This window comes from Streptomyces sp. 1222.5, from assembly GCF_900105245.1.
Classification (GTDB): domain Bacteria; phylum Actinomycetota; class Actinomycetes; order Streptomycetales; family Streptomycetaceae; genus Streptomyces; species Streptomyces albidocamelliae.
Map to the genome: position 1 here is coordinate 8,289,691 of NZ_FNSZ01000001.1, position 20,564 is coordinate 8,310,254.

Genomic DNA, 20,564 nt, shown 5'->3' on the forward strand with positions numbered 1-20,564 from the left:
GAGCAGCATGAAAGGCTTCGTCTTCCACGGTCCCGGACAGGCGTCCTGGCAGGACGTCCCGGATCCGGCCGTCAAGGAACCCACCGACGCGATCGTGCAGGTCGACGCCGTGACCATCTGCGGAACGGACCTCCACATCCTGAAGGGCGACGTCCCCGAGGTCCGCCCCGGCACGGTGCTCGGCCACGAAGCCGTCGGGGAGATCGTCGAGGTCGGCGGTGACGTGCGGACCGTACGCCCCGGCGACCGGGTGCTGGTCTCCTGCATCACCTCGTGCGGCCGGTGCCGGTTCTGCCGGGACGGCTCCTACGGCCAGTGCCGTGGCGGCGGGGGCTGGATCCTCGGCCACCTCGTCGACGGCACCCAGGCCGAGTACGTCCGGGTGCCGCACGCCGACCTCTCCGTACACCCTCTGCCCGCCGCCGTTCCCGGTCAGGACGCCGTCCTGCTCGCCGACGTCTTCCCGACGTCCTACGAAGTGGGTGTCCTCAACGGGCAGGTGCGTCCAGGGGACACCGTCACCGTCGTCGGAGCGGGCCCCATCGGACTCGCGGCGATCGCCACGGCACGTCTGTTCGCGCCCGAGCGGATCATCTCCGTCGACCTGGCCCCGGCCCGGCTGGAGGCCGCCCATCGCCTCGGCGCCGACGCCGTGGCGGACGCGAACGAGGACCCCGGCCAGCTGGTCGCCGATCTGACCGACGGTCTCGGCGCCGACGTGGTGATCGAGGCGGTCGGTGTGCCGGAGAGCTTCGAACTGTGCACCCGTATGGTCCGGCCCGGCGGGCACGTCGCCAACGTCGGTGTCCACGGCGGACCGGCCACGCTCCACCTCGAGGACCTGTGGATCAGGAACGTGACCATCACGACCGGCCTGGTGGACACCTACTCCACTCCCACCCTGCTCCGGATGGCCGCCGCGGGGCGGCTGCCGACCGGGCAACTCGTCACCCACACCTTCCCGCTGGACCACATGGAGGAGGCCTACGAGGTCTTCGCCAGAGCCGCCGACACCGGCGCGCTGAAAGTCGTGCTCGGTCCGGAGCAGCACGCGGAAGTGGCCGTCCCCGCGGCCTGAGCGAGAAGGAGCGTGACGGCCATGACCGAACGCCGAGCGCACACACGACGACGGAGGCGCCCCTCGGTGATCTGGGCCGCCGCCTGGCCACCCGGCGCGCCCGCCTCGGCCTGACGCGCGGGCAGACGGCCGCACGGGCCGGCATGGACGCCGGCTACCTCCGCTACCTGGAGGAGCACCCCGGCGCCGCCCCCGGCACCGGGATGCTGCACCGGCTGGCCGAGGCCCTGGAGACCACCGTAACCGAGCTGACCGGCGGCGCCCTCGACACACCGCCCGGCTCCGGACGCGCCGCCCGCGAATCCCGCCTCACCGAGCTGAGCGCCGCCGAGTGCCAGGCGCTGCTGGGCTCGCACGGAGTGGGGAGGCTCGCGGTCGCCACCGGCTCGGGTCCGGAGATCCTGCCGGTCAACTACAGCATCGTGGACGGTGCGATCGTCTTCCGGACCGCGGCCGGCTCCCCGGCCGCGCCGGCCGACGGCCGCCGGGTGGCCTTCGAGGTCGACCGCATCGACGACGCCTTCAGCCAGGGCTGGAGCGTCCTGGTACGCGGAGTCGCACGCACCGTGACGGACCCAGAGCGACGGCGCCGCTACGCCGAGCGGGCACACAGCAGGCCGTGGGCGGGCGGTGTGCGCGAGGTGTGGATCCGGATCGAGCCCGATGTCGTCTCGGGACGCCGGATCACCGTATGAGCGCGGCTTCCCGGCACGCGTACGGCCGCACCGCCGTGGACGCGCGCGGTCCCCGCAGAGCGTCAGCCGGGCGCCGGCGCCGTCTCAGCGGCCCCCGCCAGGCGGACCCCCGCGACCAGCTCGGGGCGGATGCGCACCGCATGGTCCATGCCCTCGGAGGGGACCCAGGGCTGCAACAGCGTCTGGATGCGGGCCAGTTCGGACGGATCGGTCACCAGGCGGGCGTAACCGGTGACGACCACGCTCCAGCCGAGATGGGTGTCGGGATCGATGACGTCGGCCTCGTACGCCACGACCACGCCCGCGCCGTCGGCCTCCTGAGCGTGCGCCGTCAGTGCCGCGCCCTCATGGGTGCGGATGACGATGTCCCCGCGGTCCAGGACGTGGTTGACGGGGCGGACGGTGGGCAGGGCCTGCCGGGTGAAGACGATCCTTCCCAGGGACACGCTGCCCAGCAACCGCAGCGCCTCGGCGGAGTCGAGGTCGATACGCCGGCGCACCGGGTCGTGGTGAGGAGTCATGGCCTTGCTTCTCCAGGAGGGGGCAAGTGTTCCGCCGGCGGGGCCCGTTGCTCCGTGGGTGCCGGGGCGCGGTCGCGGAGACCGAGGCGTTCTGCGGGCGGAGCGACACCGCGGGGGACCGGCGCCGCTCCTGTCCTCACTGTCGTCCACGGCGCACCCGCCCTCCAGTGCCGGTCGGACCTGATGGGGGGCCGTACGTCCCCCCGACGGGGCGGCCGAACCGGACCGGCGGGCCCCGCTCGGGGAGGCCGCGCTGCCGGGCAGCGCCGGCGAAGGCTACTGTGGCAGTGACCCCGACAGTCCACCCTTCGCGCGCGAGGGGACACGGAGGCACGTGGTGGCACACCCGGAGGAGTCCCGCGTTCGGCTGCCGCAGCTCAAGCTCGACGAGTTGCTGGAGGAACTGCAGGCCCGGATCAACGCGGCCCGGGGCACGCAGAAGAGGGTGCACAGCCTGCTGGAGGCGGTGCTCTCCGTCGGCCGGGAACTGGACCTCGAACAGGCACTGCACTCCATCGTGGAGGCGGCCGCCGTGCTCGTCGACGCCGAGTACGGCGCCCTGGGCGTCATCGGCCCCGACGGACGATCCCTGTCGGCCTTCCACACCGTGGGCGTGAGCGAGGCGCGGATCGCCGAGATCGGCCCCTTCCCGGAGGGACACGGCATCCTCGGCGAGGTCATCCGGCACCCGGCGCCGCTCCGGCTGGAGAAGATCGCGCAGCACCCGGCCTCCTACGGCTTCCCGGCCCACCATCCGCCCATGAACACCTTCCTGGGCGTGCCGATCCGGGTCCGTGATCAGGTCTACGGCAACCTCTACCTGACCGAGAAGCGTGGCGGGGCGCAGTTCGACGAGGAGGACGAGTCGGTGCTGTCCACGCTGGCCGTGGCGGCCGGCGTGGCCATCGACAACGCCCGACTGTACGAGGACTCGCGGCTGCGCGAGCGCGGGCTGCTGGCGAACGCCGAGATCAGTCACAGTCTGATGTCCGGCAGTCGTCGGGCCGAGGCCCTCAAGCTGATCGCCGAACGAGCCCGCGAGCTCATGGGCTCGGCACTGGCGGCGGTGGCGATCCCGCTGGGCGCGGGTGCGTCCCTCAGTGTGGAGATCGCCGTCGGCATGGACGCGGACGCGCATCGCGGGCTGGTGCTGCCCCCGTCCGGAACGCTGATGGGTCTCGCGTTCGCCGCCGCCGCGCCGGTCGCCTCCGAGGACGTGCAGCGCGACGAGCGGGTCTCCCCGGAGCCGCCGCGCTTCGAGGGGCTGGGCCCTGCCGTCGCCGTCCCCATCGGCACCGGGGAGGGCGGTGCCCGGGGCGTGGTGCTGGTGGCCCGGGAATCCGGCCGGCCGGTGTTCTCGGGCAAGGAGACCGAGATGTTGCAAGGGTTCGCGGCGCAGGCCGCCATCGCGATGGAGCTGGCCGACCGCCGGGAGGACGCCGAGCAGATCGCGGTGCTCCAGGACCGGGACCGTATCGCCCGTGACCTGCACGACCTGGCCATCCAGCGGTTGTTCGCCACGGGCATGACCCTGCAGAGCGCGGGACGCTTCATCGAGCACCCGGAGGCCTCCGAGCGGGTGCTGAGGGCCGTGGACGACCTGGACGAGACCATCAAGATCATCAGGTCGGCCATCTTCGGGCTGCGCTCCCGCACGGGGGGACCCGACGACGGGCTGCGGGCCCGGGTCATGCGCGTGGTGGGGGAGGAGACACCCGTGCTCGGCTTCCCGCCCAGCGTGCGCATGGAGGGCCTGCTGGACACCGATGTCCCGCGCGAGATCGCCGACCACGTCGTGGCCGTCCTGTCCGAGGCACTCACCAACATCGCCCGTCACGCGCACGCCGACCGGGCCCAGGTCGTGCTGACGGCCGGCGGCCGGGAGGTGTCGTTGACGGTGTCGGACAACGGCGTGGGCTTCCCGCCCGGCGGCCGGCGCAGCGGGCTGCGCAACATGGCCGAGCGGGCGGAACAGCTGGGCGGGAACTTCGACACGTCCCACCCGGACGAGGTAGGGGCCACTCTGCGCTGGCGGGTACCCCTGCCCGACGCCCAGGGCTCGTCCGGCGGATCATGGGCCGAGTCGGGGCCGGACCGACGTGAGGGCCGGCCAGTGCCCTGATCGTGTTGACTGCCCCCGGCAGGCAGTGCTGGAGTCGGCACGTGGACAGCATCCCCGCCAACCGGCGGCTCTGGAACCAGATCAGCAGCGCCTACCAGCACGAGCACGACCCGCAAATCGGCGCCGCACCCCGGCTGTGGGGCATGTACTCCATCCCCGACGCGCACCTGCAAGCCCTGGGCGACGTCACCGGCAAGCGCGTCCTCGAACTCGGCTGCGGCGCCGGCCAGTGGTCCAGGGCGCTCGCCGCCGAGGGCGCCACCGTGGTCGGGCTCGACCTGTCCGAAGCCCAACTCGCCGCAGCGGCCCGCGCGATGGGAGCGGCCCGCTACCCGCTGGTGCAAGGCGCCGCCGAACAGCTCCCCTTCGCCGCCGACAGCTTCGACCTGGTGTTCTGCGACTTCGGTGGGCTCAGCTGGGCGCCCCCGCACCTGGCCGTCCCGCAGGCCGCACGCGTCTTGGGCCGAGGCGGGCGCCTGGTGTTCAACGTCGCCAGCCCATGGTTCGAAGCCTGCTACGACGAAGCCGCCGGCCGCGTGACCACGACGCTGCAGCAGGACTACTTCGGGCTGAACACCATCGCCGAAGACGACGGCGCGACCAGCTATCAGCTCACCTACGGCGACTGGGTCAAGGTCCTGTGCGGCGCGGGTCTCATCATCGACGACCTCATCGAGCCACGGCCCGAACTCGGAACACTCAACGGTTACAACGAAACCGACCCACCCGACTGGGCACACCGCTGGCCGGCGGAACTGCTCTGGGTGACCCGCAAACCGTAGGTTCCGCCGCGCCGAGACGGGAAAGGGAGGCGAGGGTGACGGCCCCGCGGAAGACGTGGGCGCGTGTGGGGCTGTCCGCCCCTGCTCCGGCGTCTTTTGCGGTGGGCCCGCTGATCTCGGGGCTCGGGAATGGTGTGCTCGATCTGGCGACGTCTCAGGCAGCGGCGGTTGCGCCGGGAGGACTACGCCTTGTCGTCGCCCCAATGGCCCGGCGTGATCAGCAGCGCCGCCCACGGACGGTCACACGATCCGCCGGACGGGCCCTGGACGGGGGCCTCGTGTCCCCTACTCCGGATGACGGTGCTCGGGCGCTGCCGAGCCGGTCGATGGGCCTGCGGGACGGGCCACTCGGCCCATGCCCGGCGACGACAGGCCGGCGCAGTCTGTAAGTGTGGCAGAACGGCATCCAGCCTCTGGGAGGAAGCCATGACCGGCACCCCGACCGTCGTGGACGACGTGATGACCCACCGGGTGGTCGCCCTGCGCGCGGGAGCGGCGTTCAAGGAGATCGTGCGCACCATGCAGGAGTGGAGGGTCAGTGCCCTGCCGGTCCTCGACGACGGCGCTCGGGTCGTGGGCGTGGTCTCCGAGGCCGATCTGTTGCCGAAGGAGGAGTACAGCGAGGGCGGTCTCGACCCGTACGAGCGGGTGCGGCGCCTCGCCGACGTCCGCAAGGCGATGGCGGTTACCGCGGGAGATCTGATGACCACGCCCGCCGTCACCGTGGCACCGGCTTCCACCCTCGCCCACGCGGCGCGCGTCATGGCCCGCAGCGGGGTCAAGCGGCTGCCGGTCGTGGACCACGAAGGGGTCCTGAAGGGCATCGTCAGCCGGTCCGACCTGCTGAAGGTCTTCCTGCGGGACGACGCCGACATCGCGGAGGACGTCCGTCGCGAGGTCGTGGACCGGCTCTTCGGCGCGTACGCGGCAAGGGTGCGGGTCGAGGTGTGCGAGGGTGCGGTCACGCTCACCGGCCAGGTCCGGGAAACGGCGCTGGTCCCCCTCGCCGCGCACCTCACGCGGGCCGTGGCCGGTGTGGTGGACGTGCGGTGCGCCCTGACCGGGCCGCCCCGGCGCCCTGATCTGGACCCGGACCTGCCGGACCCGCAACGGTCCGCCCCGGCCCGGCGCCAGTAGACCGCGCGGACCCGCCGGCCCGCCGGAACGAGGAGGCGAGCGCGGACCCGCGGGAAACTGGAGACGCGAGGGGGATCGGGGTGTCAGGCGACGTCCGCGGCGGTCAGATGGCACTCCACGCCCACGACGCCTTCCACGCCCCGGACGAGACGCGTGGCCAGTGGAACGCGGGAAGCGTCCTCGACGCGCCCGGTCAGGACGACCACGCCGTCGGTCACGACGACGTGCACGGGTTCGATCGGTGCGGGGAAGAGGACGTCGAGGATGTCCCGACGGATCTCGTCGGCGAGTTCGTTGTCCGGGCGCAGGAACACCTTCAGCAGGTCACCACGGCTGACCACGCCTTCGAGCATGCCTTCCGCGTTCACCACGGGCAGCCGTTTGACGTGCCGCAGGGCCATGATGCGCGCGGCCTCGGCGAGACCGGCGTCCGCGTGGACGGTCACGGCCGGTGCGGTCATCAACTCCTCGGCGCAGGCGGCGCCGGCCTTGGCGAGGTCGGGCAGCCGCCGCAGTTGCGTGAAGCGGTCCGGGTCGCTGTTCCTGAACTCCTCCTTGGGCAGCAGGTCCGCCTCCGAGATCACCCCGATCACCCGGCCGTCGCCCTCCAGCACCGGCAGCGCGCTGACCTGCCACTGGTACATGCGCTCGACGATGTCCTTGAACAAGGCCCTGCGGCCCACCGCCACTGCGGCGCGCGTCATCACGTCGCCGACCCGGTGCGGACTGCTGTCCATGCCGTCCTCCTCGCACTCTCGTGGCCGTGTCCCGGCGTTGTCGGGCCGAATCGGGTGTGCGCTCACGCCGAGTCCCCGCTGCCGTACGGGGCGTAGAGATCGAGCAACCGGACGCGCGAGGTGTGCAGTCGCTGGGCGATCACGCGTCCCACCCAGACGGCGATGGACCGGCCGAACTCGGCGTCCGCCGAGCACAGGGCGCGTACCTCGTCCGCGTCGAACTCCCAGGCCTGTACGGGGCTCATCGTCTCGGCGCCCAGGTGCCAGATGCACGGCGGGAAGTGCCAGGACCAGCCGACCAGTTCGCCGTGGCCGAGTGTGTCTATGACGGCGGGCCGGCGTCCGGGCACGCGCAGGTCGAGGGCGACGGTGCCGGTACGCACGATCCAGAAGCGGTCCGCACGGCGGCCCTCCTCGAACAGACGGGTACCGGCGTCGAAGGAGACCTCGCGGGCGAGGCGCATCAGCTGTTCGCGGTGCACCAGCTCAAGAGCGGTCGTCATGGTGGTGGCGGAGGTCATCGCACCGGCTCCCTTCATGCGGTTGTGATCCCAGGGTGCGGGTCCCCGCGCCCGGGCACCACGGGCCGCCCGGACCCGGTCGGGGGCTCTTCGGCCCATGCTCCGGAGCCGCTTCCCCACCGGGGCCCGGGCCGCGTTCGTGAGCAGGTGTCTCGTGCCGTCCGGCGAGCCGTCCGCCGAACGGTCGCAGCTGCCCAGGGGCCTCTCCCACCGCCCGCAAAAATACCCCTGGGGGTATTCGTGTTACGGTCCACACATACCCCCGGGGGTAATTTTCAAGGAAGGAGAGACTCGTGTTCTTCGTCGACACGATCGAGTTGGCCGGACTCGGCAACCGCAGCTACCTGGCCGGCGGTGAGCGGACGGCCGTGGCCGTCGACCCGCCGCGTGACATCGACCAGGTGATCGCGGCGGCGGCTCGGCGCGGAGCGCGGATATCCCACGTCGTCGAGACCCATGTCCACAACGACTACGTCAGCGGCGGCCCGGAACTGGCCCGCGTCACGGGCGCCGCCTACCTCGTGCCCGCCGTGGCCCGGGTCGCCCACCGGCGCACACCCGTCCACGACGGCGACCGCCATGAGATCGATGCCGGCGCCGGCCTGGCGCTGCGGGCGCTGGTGACGCCCGGCCACACCCCGCACCACACCTCGTACGCGCTGGAGGAGGACGGGACGGCCGTCGCCGTGTTCACCGGCGGCTCGCTGCTCCCGCCCGCACCGGGCACACGCCGACGACCGGAAACCCGGGACCGCCGTCCTGCTCGACATACGCGAACCCCACGAGTGGCAGGCCGGGCACGCCCCCGGCGCGGTCCACCTGCCCCTCTCGGCACTCGCCGCGGGCGACGGGCTGCCCACGGCGGCGCGGTCGCGGCCCGTCGTGGTGATCTGCCGCTCTGGCAACCGCTCCCGCCGGGCCGCCGAGCTGCTGCGGGACCGGGGCGTCGAGGCCGTCGACGTCATCGGCGGTATGCGGGACTGGGCCGAGGCAGGCCTGCCGGTCGTGGACGCGCGGGGCGGGAACGGGACCGTCGCGTGAGCACACTGTTCCTCGCCCTCGCCGCCGGAGCCGTCATCGGCCTCGCCCTCGGGGCACTCGGTGGCGGGGGCAGCGTCCTCGCCGTCCCCGCCCTGATCTACCTGCTGGGATTCACCCCCGTGGCGGCCACCACGGCCGGCCTCGTCATCGTCACCCTCACCTCGGCCACCGCCCTGACCGCCCACGCGCGCGAAGGGCACGTCCGCTGGCGTACGGGACTGCTGTTCGCTGCGGCGGGCATCGGCCCGGCGCTGCTGGGCGGCGCGCTCGCCGGACATCTGCCGGCGGCCGTGCTGACCGTCGCCTTCGCCGCGGTCGCCGCGGTCGCGGCGGCCGCGGCGGCCGCGGCGGTACGCATGCTCAGACCGCACACCGCGACGGACGACGTCGTCGCCGTACGGCCGGGACCGGCGGCGACCGCCGGAGCGGGCCTCGGCGCGGTCACCGGCATCCTGGGCGTGGGCGGCGGATTCCTCGCGGTCCCGGCCCTGGTCGACGTCCTCGGCATGCGGATGCGCGAGGCCGTGGGCACCAGTCTGCTCGTCATCACGGTCAACGCCCTGGCCGCCCTGACCATGCGCGCCGGTGCGGCCGACGGCCTGGACTGGACCGTCGTAGGACCGTTCGCCGGGGCGGCGATCCTGGGCGCCTGGGACGGCAAGCGGCTGTCCGCGAAGCTGTCCGGACGCACCCTTCAGCGGGCCTTCGCCCTCGCCCTGCTGGCGGTGGCCGGCTTCATGCTCGTGGACGCGATCACGTGAGGGAGCAGCGACCCGCTTCCCTCACGCCAGGGACAGGAAAAGCTTCTCCAGCCGCGCGCGCATCGCCTCCGTGTCCTCACCGTTCTTCCGGCCCGACTCGATGTCGGTCACGCACTGCTGCAGGCCCGTGGCAATGATCGCGAAACCGGCTCGGTCCAGGGCCCGTGAGGCGGCTGCCAGCTGCGTGATGACGTCCTCGCAGTCCCGCCCCTCCTCGATCATCCGGATCACACCGGAGATCTGACCCTGCGCCCGCCGCAACCGGTTCAGCACTGCCTTCAGGGACGCGCCCTCAAGCTCCAGTTCCACGCTCACTCCTCGAATACCCCTAGGGGTACTGTACGTCCCGGTACGGGACGGCGACGACCAGCAAGGATCACACCCGCCATGCCCCCCTCGTCCTCGACCCCGCCCAGGCCGCGGCCCGGCTCCCCGAACTCACCGTCATCGACGTACGAACCCCCGGCGAGCACGCCGCCGGACACCTGCCCGGCGCGCTCAACATCCCGTTGGACCGGATCCGGCACGCCCTGCCCGGACTCCGGCAGGCGGCCGAGCACGGCGAGCTGCTCCTGGTGTGTGCCTCCGGCGCCCGTTCGGACACCGCCCGCAAGCTCCTGGCCGAGGCGGATGTTCCGGCGGCCTCCCTCGCCGGCGGCACCGGCGCGTGGGCCGGCGAAGGCTACGAGCTGCACCGGCCCGCCGCCTGTGACCCCCGCGCCCGCTGGAGCATGGAGCGCCGGGTACGCCTCACCGTCGGCGCGGCCGTGCTCCTCGGCCTGCTGCTCGCCCTGCTCGTGCACCCGGCCTTCCAGATCCTCTCCGCCGGCATCGCGGGCGGCCTCGTCGTCTCCGCGGTCACCGACACCTGCGGCGTGGCCGCCCTGCTGGGCAGGCTGCCCCACAACCGCCCGCGCCCGGCGGACCTCGCCGCGACGCTCACGGCACTGCGCAGAGGCTGGCCGGGCCGGGGCGCGGAAGGGCACGGATCCGCCCGCCACGCCCGGATCCGGGGCCATCGGACCCCGGTGAGGCCCGTTCGGCGACATGACAGCCGCCGCCGGCCGGGTGAGCCTGAAAGGGCGCGGCGCCTCCACTGCCGCCACGAGCGGCCCGGGAGTGCCGCTGCCCGAAGCCACCGGGCTCAGGCGAGAGCCGGGCACCCGCACAGAGAGGCTGATGTCATGGTCTGGGCAGCATGGACCACCCCCGGCGTCTTCACCGGCCGGGGCGGCGCACTGACCGACGAGGCCGGGGTCGTCACCGGGGAACTGACCGTCCACACCACGTGGGACGGCAAGGAGGCCCAGGTGAAGGTCCAGTACACCGGCACCCTGGACTGGTTCACCCTCACCGGGAGCCCGCTGCCCTGCGGCTCCGAGCAGCACAGCCGCGAACTGCACCAGGCGGCCGTGGAAGCGGTCAAGGCGGGCGGCGCCTCCCTCGCGCGGCCCCGCACGAGCACCGCCCAGTGATGCGAGCAGGAGTGCATCCTTTCGCCGGATTCGACCGGAACCGTCTCTGGCGGTGGGGCGCACCCGTGATTCGCGGTGCCCGCTCCGCCACAGGCCCCTGTCCGCTAGGGAAGGATGCGCAATGAGGCTTCGCGACGAGATGCCCGTGGACCACAGGCTCGCGACGGTCTACCGGTACGGCGCCGGACTGTGCGGAGTGATCCTGCTGGTCTTCGGCTGTCTGGGCTTCGCCGACGAACTGCGCCCGTTCGACACCGCCGGGACCGACGTCGCCGGAATGTCGACCAACGGACTGCTGAGCCTGATCTCCGTGCTCTTCGGAGTGCTGCTGATCGCAGGCGCGGTGATCGGGGGCAACATCGCCTCGGCGCTCAACATGACGGTGGGGGCGCTGTTCCTGCTCAGCGGCTTCGTCCACCTCTTCATCCTCGACCGGCCGGCGAACATCCTCGACTTCGGCCTGGCGAACGTCCTCTTCTCCTTCGTCATGGGGCTGCTCATCGCGACCTTCGGGATGTACGGACGTGTGTCGGGCGGGCTCCCGCACGACAACCCGTACTGGCGCCGCCGGCACGCACGGGAGGCCGCGCAGGAGTCCCTGGCCGCCCGCCGCAGGCAACGTGTCCAGGGAATCCTCGTCGGAACCCGGGAGGCGACCTCCGCCTCGCCCGCCGCACGTCCCCGCGGCTGACCCGCGAACTCGGCGGCCCGGCGGCGACTTCTTGCCGCCGCCGGTGTGGCCTTCGGGCAAAGGGGAGTCGAATGGAAGCTTCCGGCAGGGAAGGCATGTACCGTGCGAGTCCCATGCGATCCGCGCGGATCTGCCGCCAACTGCCGTGTCGCTCAGGGAGAGTTGCCCGATGGACGTGCGACGAACGCTGATAGCGCTCGCCATCGCCGCGTGTGGCTGAGCCTGGAAAGCGGGCTGTGCATGACCACCCCGGGACCGGACGAGGGGCTGATCAGGAGCGCCGGATAACCTCAGCGGCACCGAAGGCTACTGCCCCTGCCGTAGATATCGGGCACCGCAGCTCCGGCAGAAGGGCTCCGCCGCGTCCGTGCCCCATGCCTCGGCGGGCCGGGCCTCGGAAGCGGGGTCGAGGTCGCGGCCGCACAACGCCCTGACCCCGCCCGTTTCGTCATGTGCCAGGTCGTGTCGCGGGCCTCGCCCGACCGTGGCGGCGTGCCCTCCGCGTACTCCGCGCGCAGTTCGAACTCCACAGCCCACCCTCGCTTTCCGCACCCGCTGGTGCTGTGCGGTCAGTCTCGGAAACGCCGGGCGCGGACGGCGGCCCGTACCCGCACCCGCACCTGCGCTCAGAGGTCGATGACGCGCACCACGAAGAACGCGGCGACCAACAGGCAGCCGAACACGATCAGGGACAACCAGAGGCGCGGGTGCTCCCAGATGCCGCCGTTGGGCCGCTCGGGGTGGGCCCCCGCCGTGGACCCCTCCACGGGGGGTGTCTCACCGGGAGGACGCAGTGACTCGGTCATGATCACTCCAGGGTGGTTCGGTCGGTTCGTTCGGGGCCCACTCGCCGACGAAGATGCCCCAGCGGTCGGCGCGCTCCAGTCCCTCGGTCCTGCTGGAGGTGAGCCAGGAGACGAGCGACAGGCCGATCGAGCGCTAAGTCATACATATTTCGGGCGCACCTGCGCGGTCGGATGCACCACCGCCCCACCGAACGTCCCGTCCGCGAGGCGTCAGGGGGTGCCGGACGGCCCGTCACCGGCCAGCACCGCCACCGCTTCCCGCAGGCTCCGAGGGCGCCGTAGCTGGGTCTCGTGCTTGGCGGCACCCCAGCCCGGTCCGCAGACATGCACGGCCGTGTGTGTGCGGGCGCCACGCACGCCCCACCGCGTGGCCGCGAGGTGGCGGGCCAGCGCCAGGCTCGCGGTGGACCGGGACTGTGACCACAGGACCACCGCCGTGGATCCGATCCGCCGCACGGTGGCCACGAGGGCCTCGGCCGGAACGGCGCCGCCCAGCATGAGCACGGGCAGCCCCCGCTCCGCCAGCACGGCGCTCAGCGCCTCCAGCGGCAGGGTGTGCAACTCCCCGGGCATGCAGGCCAGTACGACGGGAAGCGCCTCCCCGCTCCGCCCCGGTGCCTGCGACGAGCGGACGTAGCAATGCCGCAGCGTCGCGGAGACGTGCCAGGACAGCAGGTGTTCGACCTCCACGTACTGGTCACCGGCCGACTCCCACTTGCGGCCCACCGCGTGCAGCGCGGGCGCCAGGATCTCCTCCCAGGCCGTGATGATCCCGTACGTCGTGACGGTCCGGTTCAGTTGCTCCTGCACCGCTACGGCGTCCAGCCTTACCGCGGCCCGTGCCAGACCCCGGCACTCCTGCCACACGCTGCCGAGCGGCAGCCCACCGCCGGAGCGCCCCGCCCCGGCCCCTTCGGACGCTTCGCCGCTCCCGGAGTCCTCGGACACCCGCCCGCCGTCGGGCGGCCGTTCGGCAGGGGAGGGCCACCCCGGAGCGGACGCCTGTCCCGTGGGGAGTTCTCCGGGAGACCCGGGCTCCACGGCGGGCCCCCGTCCTGCCGTGGACGTCGGCGCCCCGATGCCCTCCGGCACCGCGCGTCGCCTCGCGACCCTCGCCGCCTCGGCGGGTGGCACGCCGGCGGCGGTCATCCGGCACATGTCCTGCATCATGGCCACGTCGTCCGGCGACCAGCGACGGTGGCGCCCCTGTACGCGAGCCGCCGGGCCGAGCCCGTAGCGGCGGTCCCAGGAGCGCAGGGTCGTGGGGGAGACGCCCAGCTTCCGGGCCAGGAACCCGGTCGTCACGCCGGCTTCGTCACCGGGATGCTCACCGCTCCGCGATTCGGTCGTCGTCATCGTCCGGCCTCCAGAACACCCAGTCGACCGTCGTTCCTAAGCGGCACAGGAGACGAGCGCGTCCTCCTGGAGGCAGCGGCTCAGACGGTGCAGCGCACGCCGCTGGTGGCTCTTCACCGTCCCCAGGGGCCAGCCCGTGACCCGGGAGATCTGCGCCTGCGTGAGGTCTTCGTAGTAGGCGAGGTTCAGCACCCGGCGCTGCGGCTCGGTCAGCTCCGCCATCGACTCCCCGATCAGCACGCGGTCGAGCACGGTCTGCGGATCGGTGAGCGGCCGGCCGTCGTCCAGGGCGAGCAGGGAGGACGCCGTGGCCACCAGTTCGGTGCGGCGGGTGCGGGCCGTCAGCGCATCGGCGATCTTCCGGCGGGTGATGCCCACCAGCCACGAGGACAGTGAGCCCCGCTCCGGACGGAAACCGCCACGGCCGCGCCACGCGGCGAGGAAGACCGTCTGGGTGACGTCCTCGGCCTCGCAGGGGTCGCCGAGGGCGCGACGGGCGAGCGCCTGCACCAGCGTGCCCCACTCCCGGTAGACCTCGGCCAGCGCGTCCTCGTCGCCGGAGACGAAGCGATCGGCCACCTCAGCGGCACCGGAAGGGTGGGCGGCTTCCGGCGTGCGGCCGCAGTCGATGGGGACTGTCTGCGTAGTCGTCATGGTCGGCCACTCCCGTGCGAAGAACGGCACGTCCCGCGCTGTTCGCGGATCGCCGACGGTCACCTGTGGCTGTCCGTCCCTCACAGCCTCACGCCGAAACGATGCACCCAACAACCCGCATCGTTTTTGCAGCGTTCTGGTCGCACCGTTCCCGCCCCGTACGCGGCAAACGGTGCACCGATCCCGCGTCCGCGGCGGGAACCGGGGCCCGTCCGTGACAACACCCCCCGTACGGGTCACCGGACACGCCAGACTGTGCGAATGCTGAACCGCTTCTCCGATGTACCGGACGACTTGATCGGCCGTTCGCACGAATCGGCCCTGCTCGCCGGAGGCCTGGGCGGGCGACGCGTCGTCACTCTCACGGGCGTGGGAGGCGTCGGCAAGAGCCGGCTCGCGCTCCACGCGGCCGACCATGTGCGGCGATCCGACGGGCGAGCGGTGGCATGGGCCGATCTCTGGCAGCTCCGGGACGACCGGCTCCTGTTACCCCTGGTGGCCGATTCGCTCGGCTTCGCCGACCACACGTACGGGGAACCGGTCGACGCCCTGGCCGGCTGGCTGAGGGGTCAGGACCTGCTCCTGGTACTGGACTCCTGCGAACACCTGACGAGCAGCTGCCGTGCCCTCGTCACCCGGCTCCGCTCGTCGTGCCCGCGGCTGACCGTGCTCGCCACCAGCAGGGAACCGCTCGGTGTCAGCGGTGAACAGGTGGTCGTAATAGAGCCGTTGCCGGTCGACACGGATGCCGTGGACCTGCTGATGCGCCGAGCGGCCGCCCTGGGCGTGCCGCTCACCCGTCCCGAGGACCGGGTCACCGCAGCACGGTTGTGCCGATGGCTGGACGGCATTCCGCTCGCCCTCGAGATGGCCGCGGGCCAACTGGCCGGCGCCACCGTGGGCGAGGTCGAACACCACGTCCGCTCACGCATGGACCTCAGCGCGGCGACCTACGGTCCGGCGGCACCGTCGCACCAGCGCGCGCTGCGCACGACGATCGGCTGGAGCCACGAACTGTGCGAGCCGTCCGAACGCCTCATGTGGGCCCGGCTCTCCGTCTTCCGCGGGCCCTTCGACGCCGAGGCGGCGCTGAACGTGTGTGCGGACGACACGCTCCCCACCGCGGCGGTGCGCGCCGGCCTGGACGCGCTGGAACGCAAGTCCGTCCTCACACGGCACGGCGACCGCCACCGCATGCTCGACACCGTCCGCGAGTACGGACACCTGTGGCTCGGCGAACTCGGGGAGGAACCGGAGTCGAGGAGGCGGCACGCGCGGTACTTCCAGGCGCGCGTGCGCAAGGCCGACGAGGAGTGGCAGAGCGCCGCCCAGACGCACTGGTACCGGTGGATCGAGGACTGCCACGCCGATCTGTGTGCCGCGCTGGACCACTTGTCCTCGACCGGAGCGGCGGCGGCTCTCGACATGAGCGGCCGCCTCGGCTTCTTCTGGAGCTGCGGCGGGCACCTCCGGGAGGCCGCCGGGTACCTGGAGGACTGCCTGGCAGTCTGTCAGGCCCCTGCCCGGGTGCGCGTCAGGGCTCTGTGGGCGCTGGGCGTCACCCGCGTCCTGTGCGGTGACGGCGCCGCCGCGCGCGAACTGGCCGAGCGCTGCTCCTGGGAGGCCGACCGCTGCGACGACGCCGACGGGAGCCTGCGGGCCGCGTACCTGCTCGCGCTGATCCATCTGCTGGACGGCCGCCCCATGGCCGCCGGCCACACCGTGGACCTGGCGCTCCAGAGGGCCACGGGCTCGACGGATGTCACGGCGGCCACGGTGCTGTGCCGCCTGGCCCGGGTCTTCGCACTGACCGGACAGGGGTTCCTCGGTCAAGCGCGAACAGGCGCACTGGAGTTGCGTGCCGACTGTGCGGAGCGGGGGGAGTGGTGGGGCCGGTCCTACGCCGACTACCAGTTGGCGCTCATCGCGCTGTTCGAGGACCGGAGCACGGACGCCGTGGACCACGCCCGGTCCATGGTGGAGGGCAAGCACCGTATCGGTGACACGTTCGGCATGGCGCTCGGCCTGGACCTCTTCGCGGCCGCCCTGGCGGCGCAGGGAAGGGGCGAGCCGGCGGCGGCCGCCTACGCGCTCGGCGAGGTCCTGTGGAGCGCGGTCGGCCATCCTCAGCGCGGCACACCGGAGTTGGGCCCGGTGCGCGCACAGTGCGAGCGCGCCACCCGTGCGCTGCTGGGCGCCGAACGCTACGAGGCCGTGCTCGCGCAGTCGGCGGTGCGGGACCCGGAGACCGTACTCGGCGAGATCATGGGACCTTCCTGGCCGACGGCCTGACATCGGGCGTGACGACGGGCGAGGCCTCCGTGCCCGCCGGACGGCTCAGCCGGCCCGGCCACCACGCGGCGCGGCCCAGGTCCCGTACCAGGGCCGGTACCAGCAGCGAGCGGACCACCAGGGTGTCCAGCAGCACCCCGAACGCGACGATGAACGCGATCTGCACCAGGAAGGCGAGCGGGATCACGACCAGTGCGGCGAAGGTCGCGGCGAGCACGACCCCGGCGGAGGTGATCACGCCACCCGTGGCGACCAGTCCGCGTCGCACTCCCTCGCGTACGCCGTGCCGCAGCGACTCCTCCCGCACCCGGGACATCAGGAAGATGTTGTAGTCGACGCCCAGGGCCACCAGGAAGACGAATCCGTAGAGGGGTACGGACGGATCGGTGCCGGTGAAGCCGAGCGCGCGCTGGAAGACCAGGGCGGACACCCCGAGGGTGGCCAGGAAGCTCAGGGCCACGGTGGCCACCAGCAGGACCGGGGTCACCAGGGACCGCAGCAACCCGATCAGTACGACGAGGATGACGGCCAGCACCACCGGGACGATCAGCGACCGGTCGCGTTCGGCGGTCCGCTCGGTGTCATGACGCTGCGCGGTGAATCCCCCGACCAGAGCATCGGCGGACGGCACCGCGCGCACCGACGACCGCAGCCGGACCACCGTCTCCCGCGCCCCCTCGCTGTCCGCGCCGTCCCGCAGGGTGACGTAGAGAAGCACCCGGCCCTTCGCGACCCGTGCCTGCGGGGCGGAGCCGGGACGGCCGTCACGGGTCAGCGGCGCCACCGAGGCGACGCCCGGAGTGCGCCGCGCCGCCGCGGCGACCCGGGTGAGGCGGTCGGCCCGCGCCGTCACGAGCGTCGGATTGCCGGATCCGCCGGGGAAGTGCCGGGCCAGGGTCCGCTGAGCGGCGACGGACGGCGCGTCGTTCACGAAGATCTCGTCGAGTGGCACCCCCTTCGAGGCCAGCGTCGGGGCGGGCGCGGCGAGGGCGAACAGGGCCACCAGGCAGACGGCCCACACGCGGCGCGGGGTGCGGTCGACCCGGCCCGCGACCCGCTCCCACAGCCGCCGGCCGCGCTCGCCCGGACCCTGCCGGGAAGGGTGCGCCGGCCAGTAGGCGGCACCCCCGAGCAGCGCGAGCACCGCCGGCAGGAACGTGATTGCGGTCAGCAGGGCGCACACGATGCCGATGGCGCCCACCGGTCCGAGAGCGCGGTTGTTGGTCAGATCGCTCAACAGCAGTGCCAGCAGACCCGCGGCGACGGTGGCGGCGCTGGCCACCACCGCACCCGCCGACCGTCGTACCGCGGCCCGCACCGCGGCGAAACGGTCCCGTCCGGCACCGAGTTCCTCCCGGTGCCGGGCGGTCAGCAGCAGGGCGTAGTCGGTGGCCGCGCCGATGACGAGGATCGACAGGATGCCCTGCACCTGACCGTCCACGCGCACCACGCCACGGTCGGCGAGGACGTAGACCACGGCACACGCCACCCCCAGCGCGAAGACCGCCCCCAGGATGATCACCAGGGGCAGCAGCACACTGCGGTACACCGCCAGCAGGATGACCAGCACGGTGACCAGGGCCACGACCAGCAGCAGCCCGTCGATGCCGGCGAACGCGTCGGACAGGTCGGCCTGGCTCGCCGCCGGGCCCGCCAACCGGACCGTCGCCCCCGGCACCCGCTCCGCCGCCGCCCGCACCCGGTCGAGGGTGTCGGGGAGCCGGTCGCCGAGGTCCGGTCGCAGCGGTACGACCCCCTGGAGGGCCTCACCGTCCTTCGAGACCAGCGGAGGGGAGACCGGCCCGGCCAGCGCAGGGTCGCCGTTCAGCGAGGCCAGCGCCCGCGCCGCGCGCGGCTCCAGCCCGGCAGCGGAACCACGGTCCCCGCCGGTCCACACGACGATCGCCGGCAGTGACTCGTCCTGCGCGAACGTCTCCTGCTCCCGCAGCACCCGCGTCGACTCGGCGTTGCGCGGCAGGAAGGCGGCCTGGTCGTTGGTGGCGACCTCGCCGAGCCGCCCGGCGAAGGGCCCGAACGCGGCACCGGCGCCGAGCCACACGACGAGCAGGACGAGGGGGACGAACCAGCGGGCACGCCGGACGGTCGACATCGTTCTCCTTCACGAAAACGGACTGCGGGGCCCGGCGACGGGATCGGCACCGGTGAACCCGATCCGACTACGGCCGTCCCGGCGCCCACGGATGCACTCACGCGCGACCGGCTTCCGCCCGACCGGAACCGGGTTCACCCGACTGGCACGGCCACTCGCGCCCTCGCATCCGCCGGAGCCCCCTGAACCGAAGAAGCCCATGAAGCGCCGATGACACCGCCCGGAGGCGCGCCGGGGCGGACCGGCACCACCTCGGGCCCCAGGGAGGCCGCCGGCATGACGGACTGGCACTGGCTGTTCGGCGACCAGCTCGGCCCGCACTTCCTCGCACCGGGCGACGGCGGACCCGCCCGGAACGCCGGGGTGGTGATGATCGAGGCCCGCTCGGTGTTCCGCCGGCGCCGCTTCCACCGGGCCAAGGCCCACCTGGTGCTCTCCGCGATGCGCCACCGGGCCGCCGAACTCGGCGACCGCGTCCGCTACGTACGCGCCGAGACCTACCGGGAGGGACTGCGCAAGGCGATCGGCGACGCCCCGGTGACCGTGCACCACCCCACCTCGCGCGCCGCCCTGCGCCTGGTCGACTCCCTGGACCAGGCGCGGTTGCTGCCGGCGAGGGGCTTCCTGCTGTCGCAGGACGCCTTCCGCGCCTGGGCCGGGGAACACGACCGGGGGCGGCTCCGGCAGGAGGACTTCTACCACTGGGTGCGCCACGAACTCGACCTCCTCATGGACGGCGACTCCCCGGTCGGCGGACGCTGGAACCACGACCACGCCAACCGCGAACCCCCGCCCAAGGGGGCGCGGGCCCTGGGCGCCCCCAAGCCGTACCGGCCTCGTGAGGACCACATCGACGACGAGGTGCGCGCCGACCTCGACCAGTGGGAGGACGAGGGAATCCGCTTCGTCGGCCGGGACGGCCCGAGGCGCTTCCCCGCCTCCCGGCGCGAGGCGCTGTCCGCGCTGCGCCGGTTCACCGAGCACCGGCTCGCCGGCTTCGGCCCGCACGAGGACGCGATGCTCGCCGGCGACCCGGTGATGAGCCACAGCCTGCTGTCGTCCTCCCTCAACCTCGGTCTGCTCGACCCCGCCGAGTGCGTGACGGCCGCCGAGGACGCCTGGCGTGCCGGGCGCGCTCCCGTCCACAGCGTCGAGGGCTTCGTACGGCAGGTCGCGGGCTGGCGCGAGTACGTGTGGCAGTTGTACTGGTACTTCGGCGAGGACTACCGCCGGCACAACGCTCCGCGCCACCACGCCCCACTGCCCGAGTGGTTCCTCGAACTGGACGCCGACGCCGTCTCCGCCCGCTGCCTGGCCACCGTCCTCGCCCAGGTGCGCGACACCGGCTGGACGCACCACATCCCCCGGCTGATGCTGCTGGGCAGCTTCGCCCTGCAACGGGGCTGGGACCCGCGGGAGGTGACCGACTGGTTCCACCGCTGCTTCGTCGACGGCTACGACTGGGTGATGCTGCCCAACGTCACCGGCATGTCCCAGTACGCCGACGGCGGCCGTATGACGACCAAGCCGTACACCTCCGGCGGCGCCTACATCCACCGCATGAGCGACCTGTGCGACGGCTGCGTCTACCGGCCCGGCGACCGCACCGGCGAACGGGCCTGTCCCTTCACCACCGGCTACTGGTCCTTCGTCCACCGCCACCGCGCGCTGCTCTCGGGCAACATGCGGACCTTCCGCGCCGTGCAGGGCCTGGACCGGCTCGGAGACCTGGAAGAGGTGCTGCGGACCGAGCGGGGCCGCGGCGAGGGGCCGCCCTGACGGCTC

Annotated in this window: 18 protein-coding genes and 3 pseudogenes; 12 read left to right on the plus strand and 9 right to left on the minus strand. The window is 72.8% G+C overall.

All coding sequences use genetic code 11. The annotated features are described in order from the left end of the window. The first annotated feature begins 7 nt into the window (after nt 1-7). Nucleotides 8-1,078 carry a zinc-dependent alcohol dehydrogenase family protein gene (locus BLW57_RS37620; RefSeq protein WP_093480145.1) on the plus strand — a complete coding sequence of 357 codons (1,071 nt, stop codon included), beginning with the start codon at nt 8-10 and terminating at the stop codon, nt 1,076-1,078. Between the two features lie 71 nt (nt 1,079-1,149). Then, nucleotides 1,150-1,773, plus strand: coding sequence for a helix-turn-helix domain-containing protein (locus BLW57_RS37625; protein WP_256339870.1), 624 nt, complete (start codon nt 1,150-1,152; stop codon nt 1,771-1,773). A 62-nt stretch (nt 1,774-1,835) separates the two neighbouring features. On the opposite strand, the gene BLW57_RS37630 is transcribed toward BLW57_RS37625, so the two are convergent. After that, nucleotides 1,836-2,294 (minus strand): pyridoxamine 5'-phosphate oxidase family protein, encoded by a 459-nt coding sequence (locus BLW57_RS37630; RefSeq protein WP_093480146.1) that lies wholly within the window; start codon nt 2,292-2,294, stop codon nt 1,836-1,838. Nucleotides 2,295-2,631: 337 nt separating this feature from the next. On the opposite strand from BLW57_RS37630, the gene BLW57_RS37635 reads away from it, so the two are divergent. Both BLW57_RS37635 and BLW57_RS37640 read left to right on the plus strand, forming a co-directional pair. Continuing rightward, nucleotides 2,632-4,416 carry a sensor histidine kinase gene (locus BLW57_RS37635; protein WP_093481113.1) on the plus strand — a complete coding sequence of 595 codons (1,785 nt, stop codon included), beginning with the start codon at nt 2,632-2,634 and terminating at the stop codon, nt 4,414-4,416. A gap of 41 nt (nt 4,417-4,457) precedes the next feature. Next, nucleotides 4,458-5,198 (plus strand): class I SAM-dependent methyltransferase, encoded by a 741-nt coding sequence (locus BLW57_RS37640; RefSeq protein WP_093480147.1) that lies wholly within the window; start codon nt 4,458-4,460, stop codon nt 5,196-5,198. 68 nt (nt 5,199-5,266) lie between these two features. On the opposite strand, the pseudogene BLW57_RS37645 reads toward BLW57_RS37640, so the two are convergent. After that, nucleotides 5,267-5,521 (minus strand): annotated as a pseudogene (locus tag BLW57_RS37645) (IS5/IS1182 family transposase); the annotation flags it as partial. A 103-nt stretch (nt 5,522-5,624) separates the two neighbouring features. On the opposite strand from BLW57_RS37645, the gene BLW57_RS37650 reads away from it, so the two are divergent. Further along, entirely contained in the window at nt 5,625-6,335 is a 711-nt protein-coding gene (locus BLW57_RS37650) for a CBS domain-containing protein (protein WP_093480148.1), read from the plus strand. An 83-nt stretch (nt 6,336-6,418) separates the two neighbouring features. Here BLW57_RS37650 and BLW57_RS37655 read toward each other — a convergent pair whose 3' ends face one another. After that, nucleotides 6,419-7,072, minus strand: coding sequence for a CBS domain-containing protein (locus BLW57_RS37655; RefSeq protein WP_093480149.1), 654 nt, complete (start codon nt 7,070-7,072; stop codon nt 6,419-6,421). 62 nt (nt 7,073-7,134) lie between these two features. After that, nucleotides 7,135-7,593, minus strand: a complete 459-nt coding sequence (locus BLW57_RS37660; RefSeq protein ID WP_093480150.1) for a cyclic nucleotide-binding domain-containing protein — start codon at nt 7,591-7,593, stop codon at nt 7,135-7,137. A gap of 368 nt (nt 7,594-7,961) precedes the next feature. Here BLW57_RS37660 and BLW57_RS37665 point away from each other — a divergent pair. From BLW57_RS37665 to BLW57_RS37675, 3 genes and pseudogenes are all read left to right on the plus strand, one after another. Next, a pseudogene (locus BLW57_RS37665) lies at nt 7,962-8,219 on the plus strand (MBL fold metallo-hydrolase); the annotation flags it as partial. Between the two features lie 142 nt (nt 8,220-8,361). Next, nucleotides 8,362-8,634 carry a rhodanese-like domain-containing protein gene (locus tag BLW57_RS37670; protein ID WP_371127877.1) on the plus strand — a complete coding sequence of 91 codons (273 nt, stop codon included), beginning with the start codon at nt 8,362-8,364 and terminating at the stop codon, nt 8,632-8,634. Next, complete coding sequence (locus tag BLW57_RS37675) at nt 8,631-9,395, plus strand: sulfite exporter TauE/SafE family protein (protein ID WP_093481115.1); 765 nt, start codon at nt 8,631-8,633, stop codon at nt 9,393-9,395. Before BLW57_RS37670 ends, BLW57_RS37675 begins: the two co-directional genes overlap by 4 nt. A 21-nt stretch (nt 9,396-9,416) precedes the next feature. Here the strand turns inward: BLW57_RS37675 and BLW57_RS37680 are convergent, their stop codons facing one another. After that, a complete protein-coding gene (locus BLW57_RS37680; protein ID WP_073896789.1) occupies nt 9,417-9,704 on the minus strand; it encodes a metal-sensitive transcriptional regulator in 288 nt (95 codons plus the stop codon). 104 nt (nt 9,705-9,808) lie between these two features. On the opposite strand from BLW57_RS37680, the pseudogene BLW57_RS42665 reads away from it, so the two are divergent. Together BLW57_RS42665 and BLW57_RS37690 are read left to right on the plus strand one after the other, a co-directional pair. Further along, nucleotides 9,809-10,348 (plus strand): annotated as a pseudogene (locus tag BLW57_RS42665) (rhodanese-like domain-containing protein); the annotation flags it as partial. 643 nt (nt 10,349-10,991) lie between these two features. Beyond that, nucleotides 10,992-11,561, plus strand: a complete 570-nt coding sequence (locus tag BLW57_RS37690) for a DUF4383 domain-containing protein (RefSeq protein WP_093480152.1) — start codon at nt 10,992-10,994, stop codon at nt 11,559-11,561. A 626-nt stretch (nt 11,562-12,187) separates the two neighbouring features. Here the strand turns inward: BLW57_RS37690 and BLW57_RS37700 are convergent. From BLW57_RS37700 to BLW57_RS37710, 3 genes are all read right to left on the minus strand, one after another. Beyond that, nucleotides 12,188-12,367 (minus strand): DUF6480 family protein, encoded by a 180-nt coding sequence (locus tag BLW57_RS37700; protein WP_093480153.1) that lies wholly within the window; start codon nt 12,365-12,367, stop codon nt 12,188-12,190. A gap of 210 nt (nt 12,368-12,577) precedes the next feature. Further along, nucleotides 12,578-13,723, minus strand: a complete 1,146-nt coding sequence (locus BLW57_RS37705; protein ID WP_093480154.1) for a MerR family transcriptional regulator — start codon at nt 13,721-13,723, stop codon at nt 12,578-12,580. 36 nt (nt 13,724-13,759) lie between these two features. Continuing rightward, entirely contained in the window at nt 13,760-14,377 is a 618-nt protein-coding gene (locus BLW57_RS37710; protein WP_093481116.1) for an RNA polymerase sigma factor, read from the minus strand. A 261-nt stretch (nt 14,378-14,638) separates the two neighbouring features. Here BLW57_RS37710 and BLW57_RS37715 point away from each other — a divergent pair, with 261 nt between their 5' ends. Next, entirely contained in the window at nt 14,639-16,669 is a 2,031-nt protein-coding gene (locus BLW57_RS37715) for an ATP-binding protein (RefSeq protein WP_093480155.1), read from the plus strand. On the opposite strand, the gene BLW57_RS37720 is transcribed toward BLW57_RS37715, so the two are convergent. Further along, on the minus strand, nt 16,641-18,779 hold the full coding sequence (locus tag BLW57_RS37720) for an MMPL family transporter (protein WP_093480156.1): 2,139 nt from the start codon (nt 18,777-18,779) through the stop codon (nt 16,641-16,643). The two genes, BLW57_RS37715 and BLW57_RS37720, sit on opposite strands and share 29 nt — an antisense overlap. A 276-nt stretch (nt 18,780-19,055) precedes the next feature. On the opposite strand from BLW57_RS37720, the gene BLW57_RS37725 reads away from it, so the two are divergent. Beyond that, complete coding sequence (locus tag BLW57_RS37725) at nt 19,056-20,558, plus strand: cryptochrome/photolyase family protein (RefSeq protein ID WP_093481117.1); 1,503 nt, start codon at nt 19,056-19,058, stop codon at nt 20,556-20,558. Nucleotides 20,559-20,564 lie beyond the last annotated feature (6 nt).

Excerpts from the sequence above, each read along its gene's own strand:
- BLW57_RS37620 (WP_093480145.1), top strand. The coding sequence starts at position 8 with ATGAAAGGCTTCGTCTTCCACGGTCCCGGACAGGCGTCCTGGCAGGAC.
- BLW57_RS37630 (WP_093480146.1), bottom strand. The coding sequence starts at position 2,294 with ATGACTCCTCACCACGACCCGGTGCGCCGGCGTATCGACCTCGACTCC.
- BLW57_RS37650 (WP_093480148.1), top strand. The coding sequence starts at position 5,625 with ATGACCGGCACCCCGACCGTCGTGGACGACGTGATGACCCACCGGGTG.
- BLW57_RS37655 (WP_093480149.1), bottom strand. The coding sequence starts at position 7,072 with ATGGACAGCAGTCCGCACCGGGTCGGCGACGTGATGACGCGCGCCGCA.
- BLW57_RS37660 (WP_093480150.1), bottom strand. The coding sequence starts at position 7,593 with ATGACCTCCGCCACCACCATGACGACCGCTCTTGAGCTGGTGCACCGC.
- BLW57_RS37690 (WP_093480152.1), top strand. The coding sequence starts at position 10,992 with ATGAGGCTTCGCGACGAGATGCCCGTGGACCACAGGCTCGCGACGGTC.
- BLW57_RS37700 (WP_093480153.1), bottom strand. The coding sequence starts at position 12,367 with ATGACCGAGTCACTGCGTCCTCCCGGTGAGACACCCCCCGTGGAGGGG.
- BLW57_RS37705 (WP_093480154.1), bottom strand. The coding sequence starts at position 13,723 with ATGACGACGACCGAATCGCGGAGCGGTGAGCATCCCGGTGACGAAGCC.
- BLW57_RS37710 (WP_093481116.1), bottom strand. The coding sequence starts at position 14,377 with ATGACGACTACGCAGACAGTCCCCATCGACTGCGGCCGCACGCCGGAA.
- BLW57_RS37715 (WP_093480155.1), top strand. The coding sequence starts at position 14,639 with ATGCTGAACCGCTTCTCCGATGTACCGGACGACTTGATCGGCCGTTCG.
- BLW57_RS37720 (WP_093480156.1), bottom strand. The coding sequence starts at position 18,779 with ATGTCGACCGTCCGGCGTGCCCGCTGGTTCGTCCCCCTCGTCCTGCTC.
- BLW57_RS37725 (WP_093481117.1), top strand. The coding sequence starts at position 19,056 with ATGACGGACTGGCACTGGCTGTTCGGCGACCAGCTCGGCCCGCACTTC.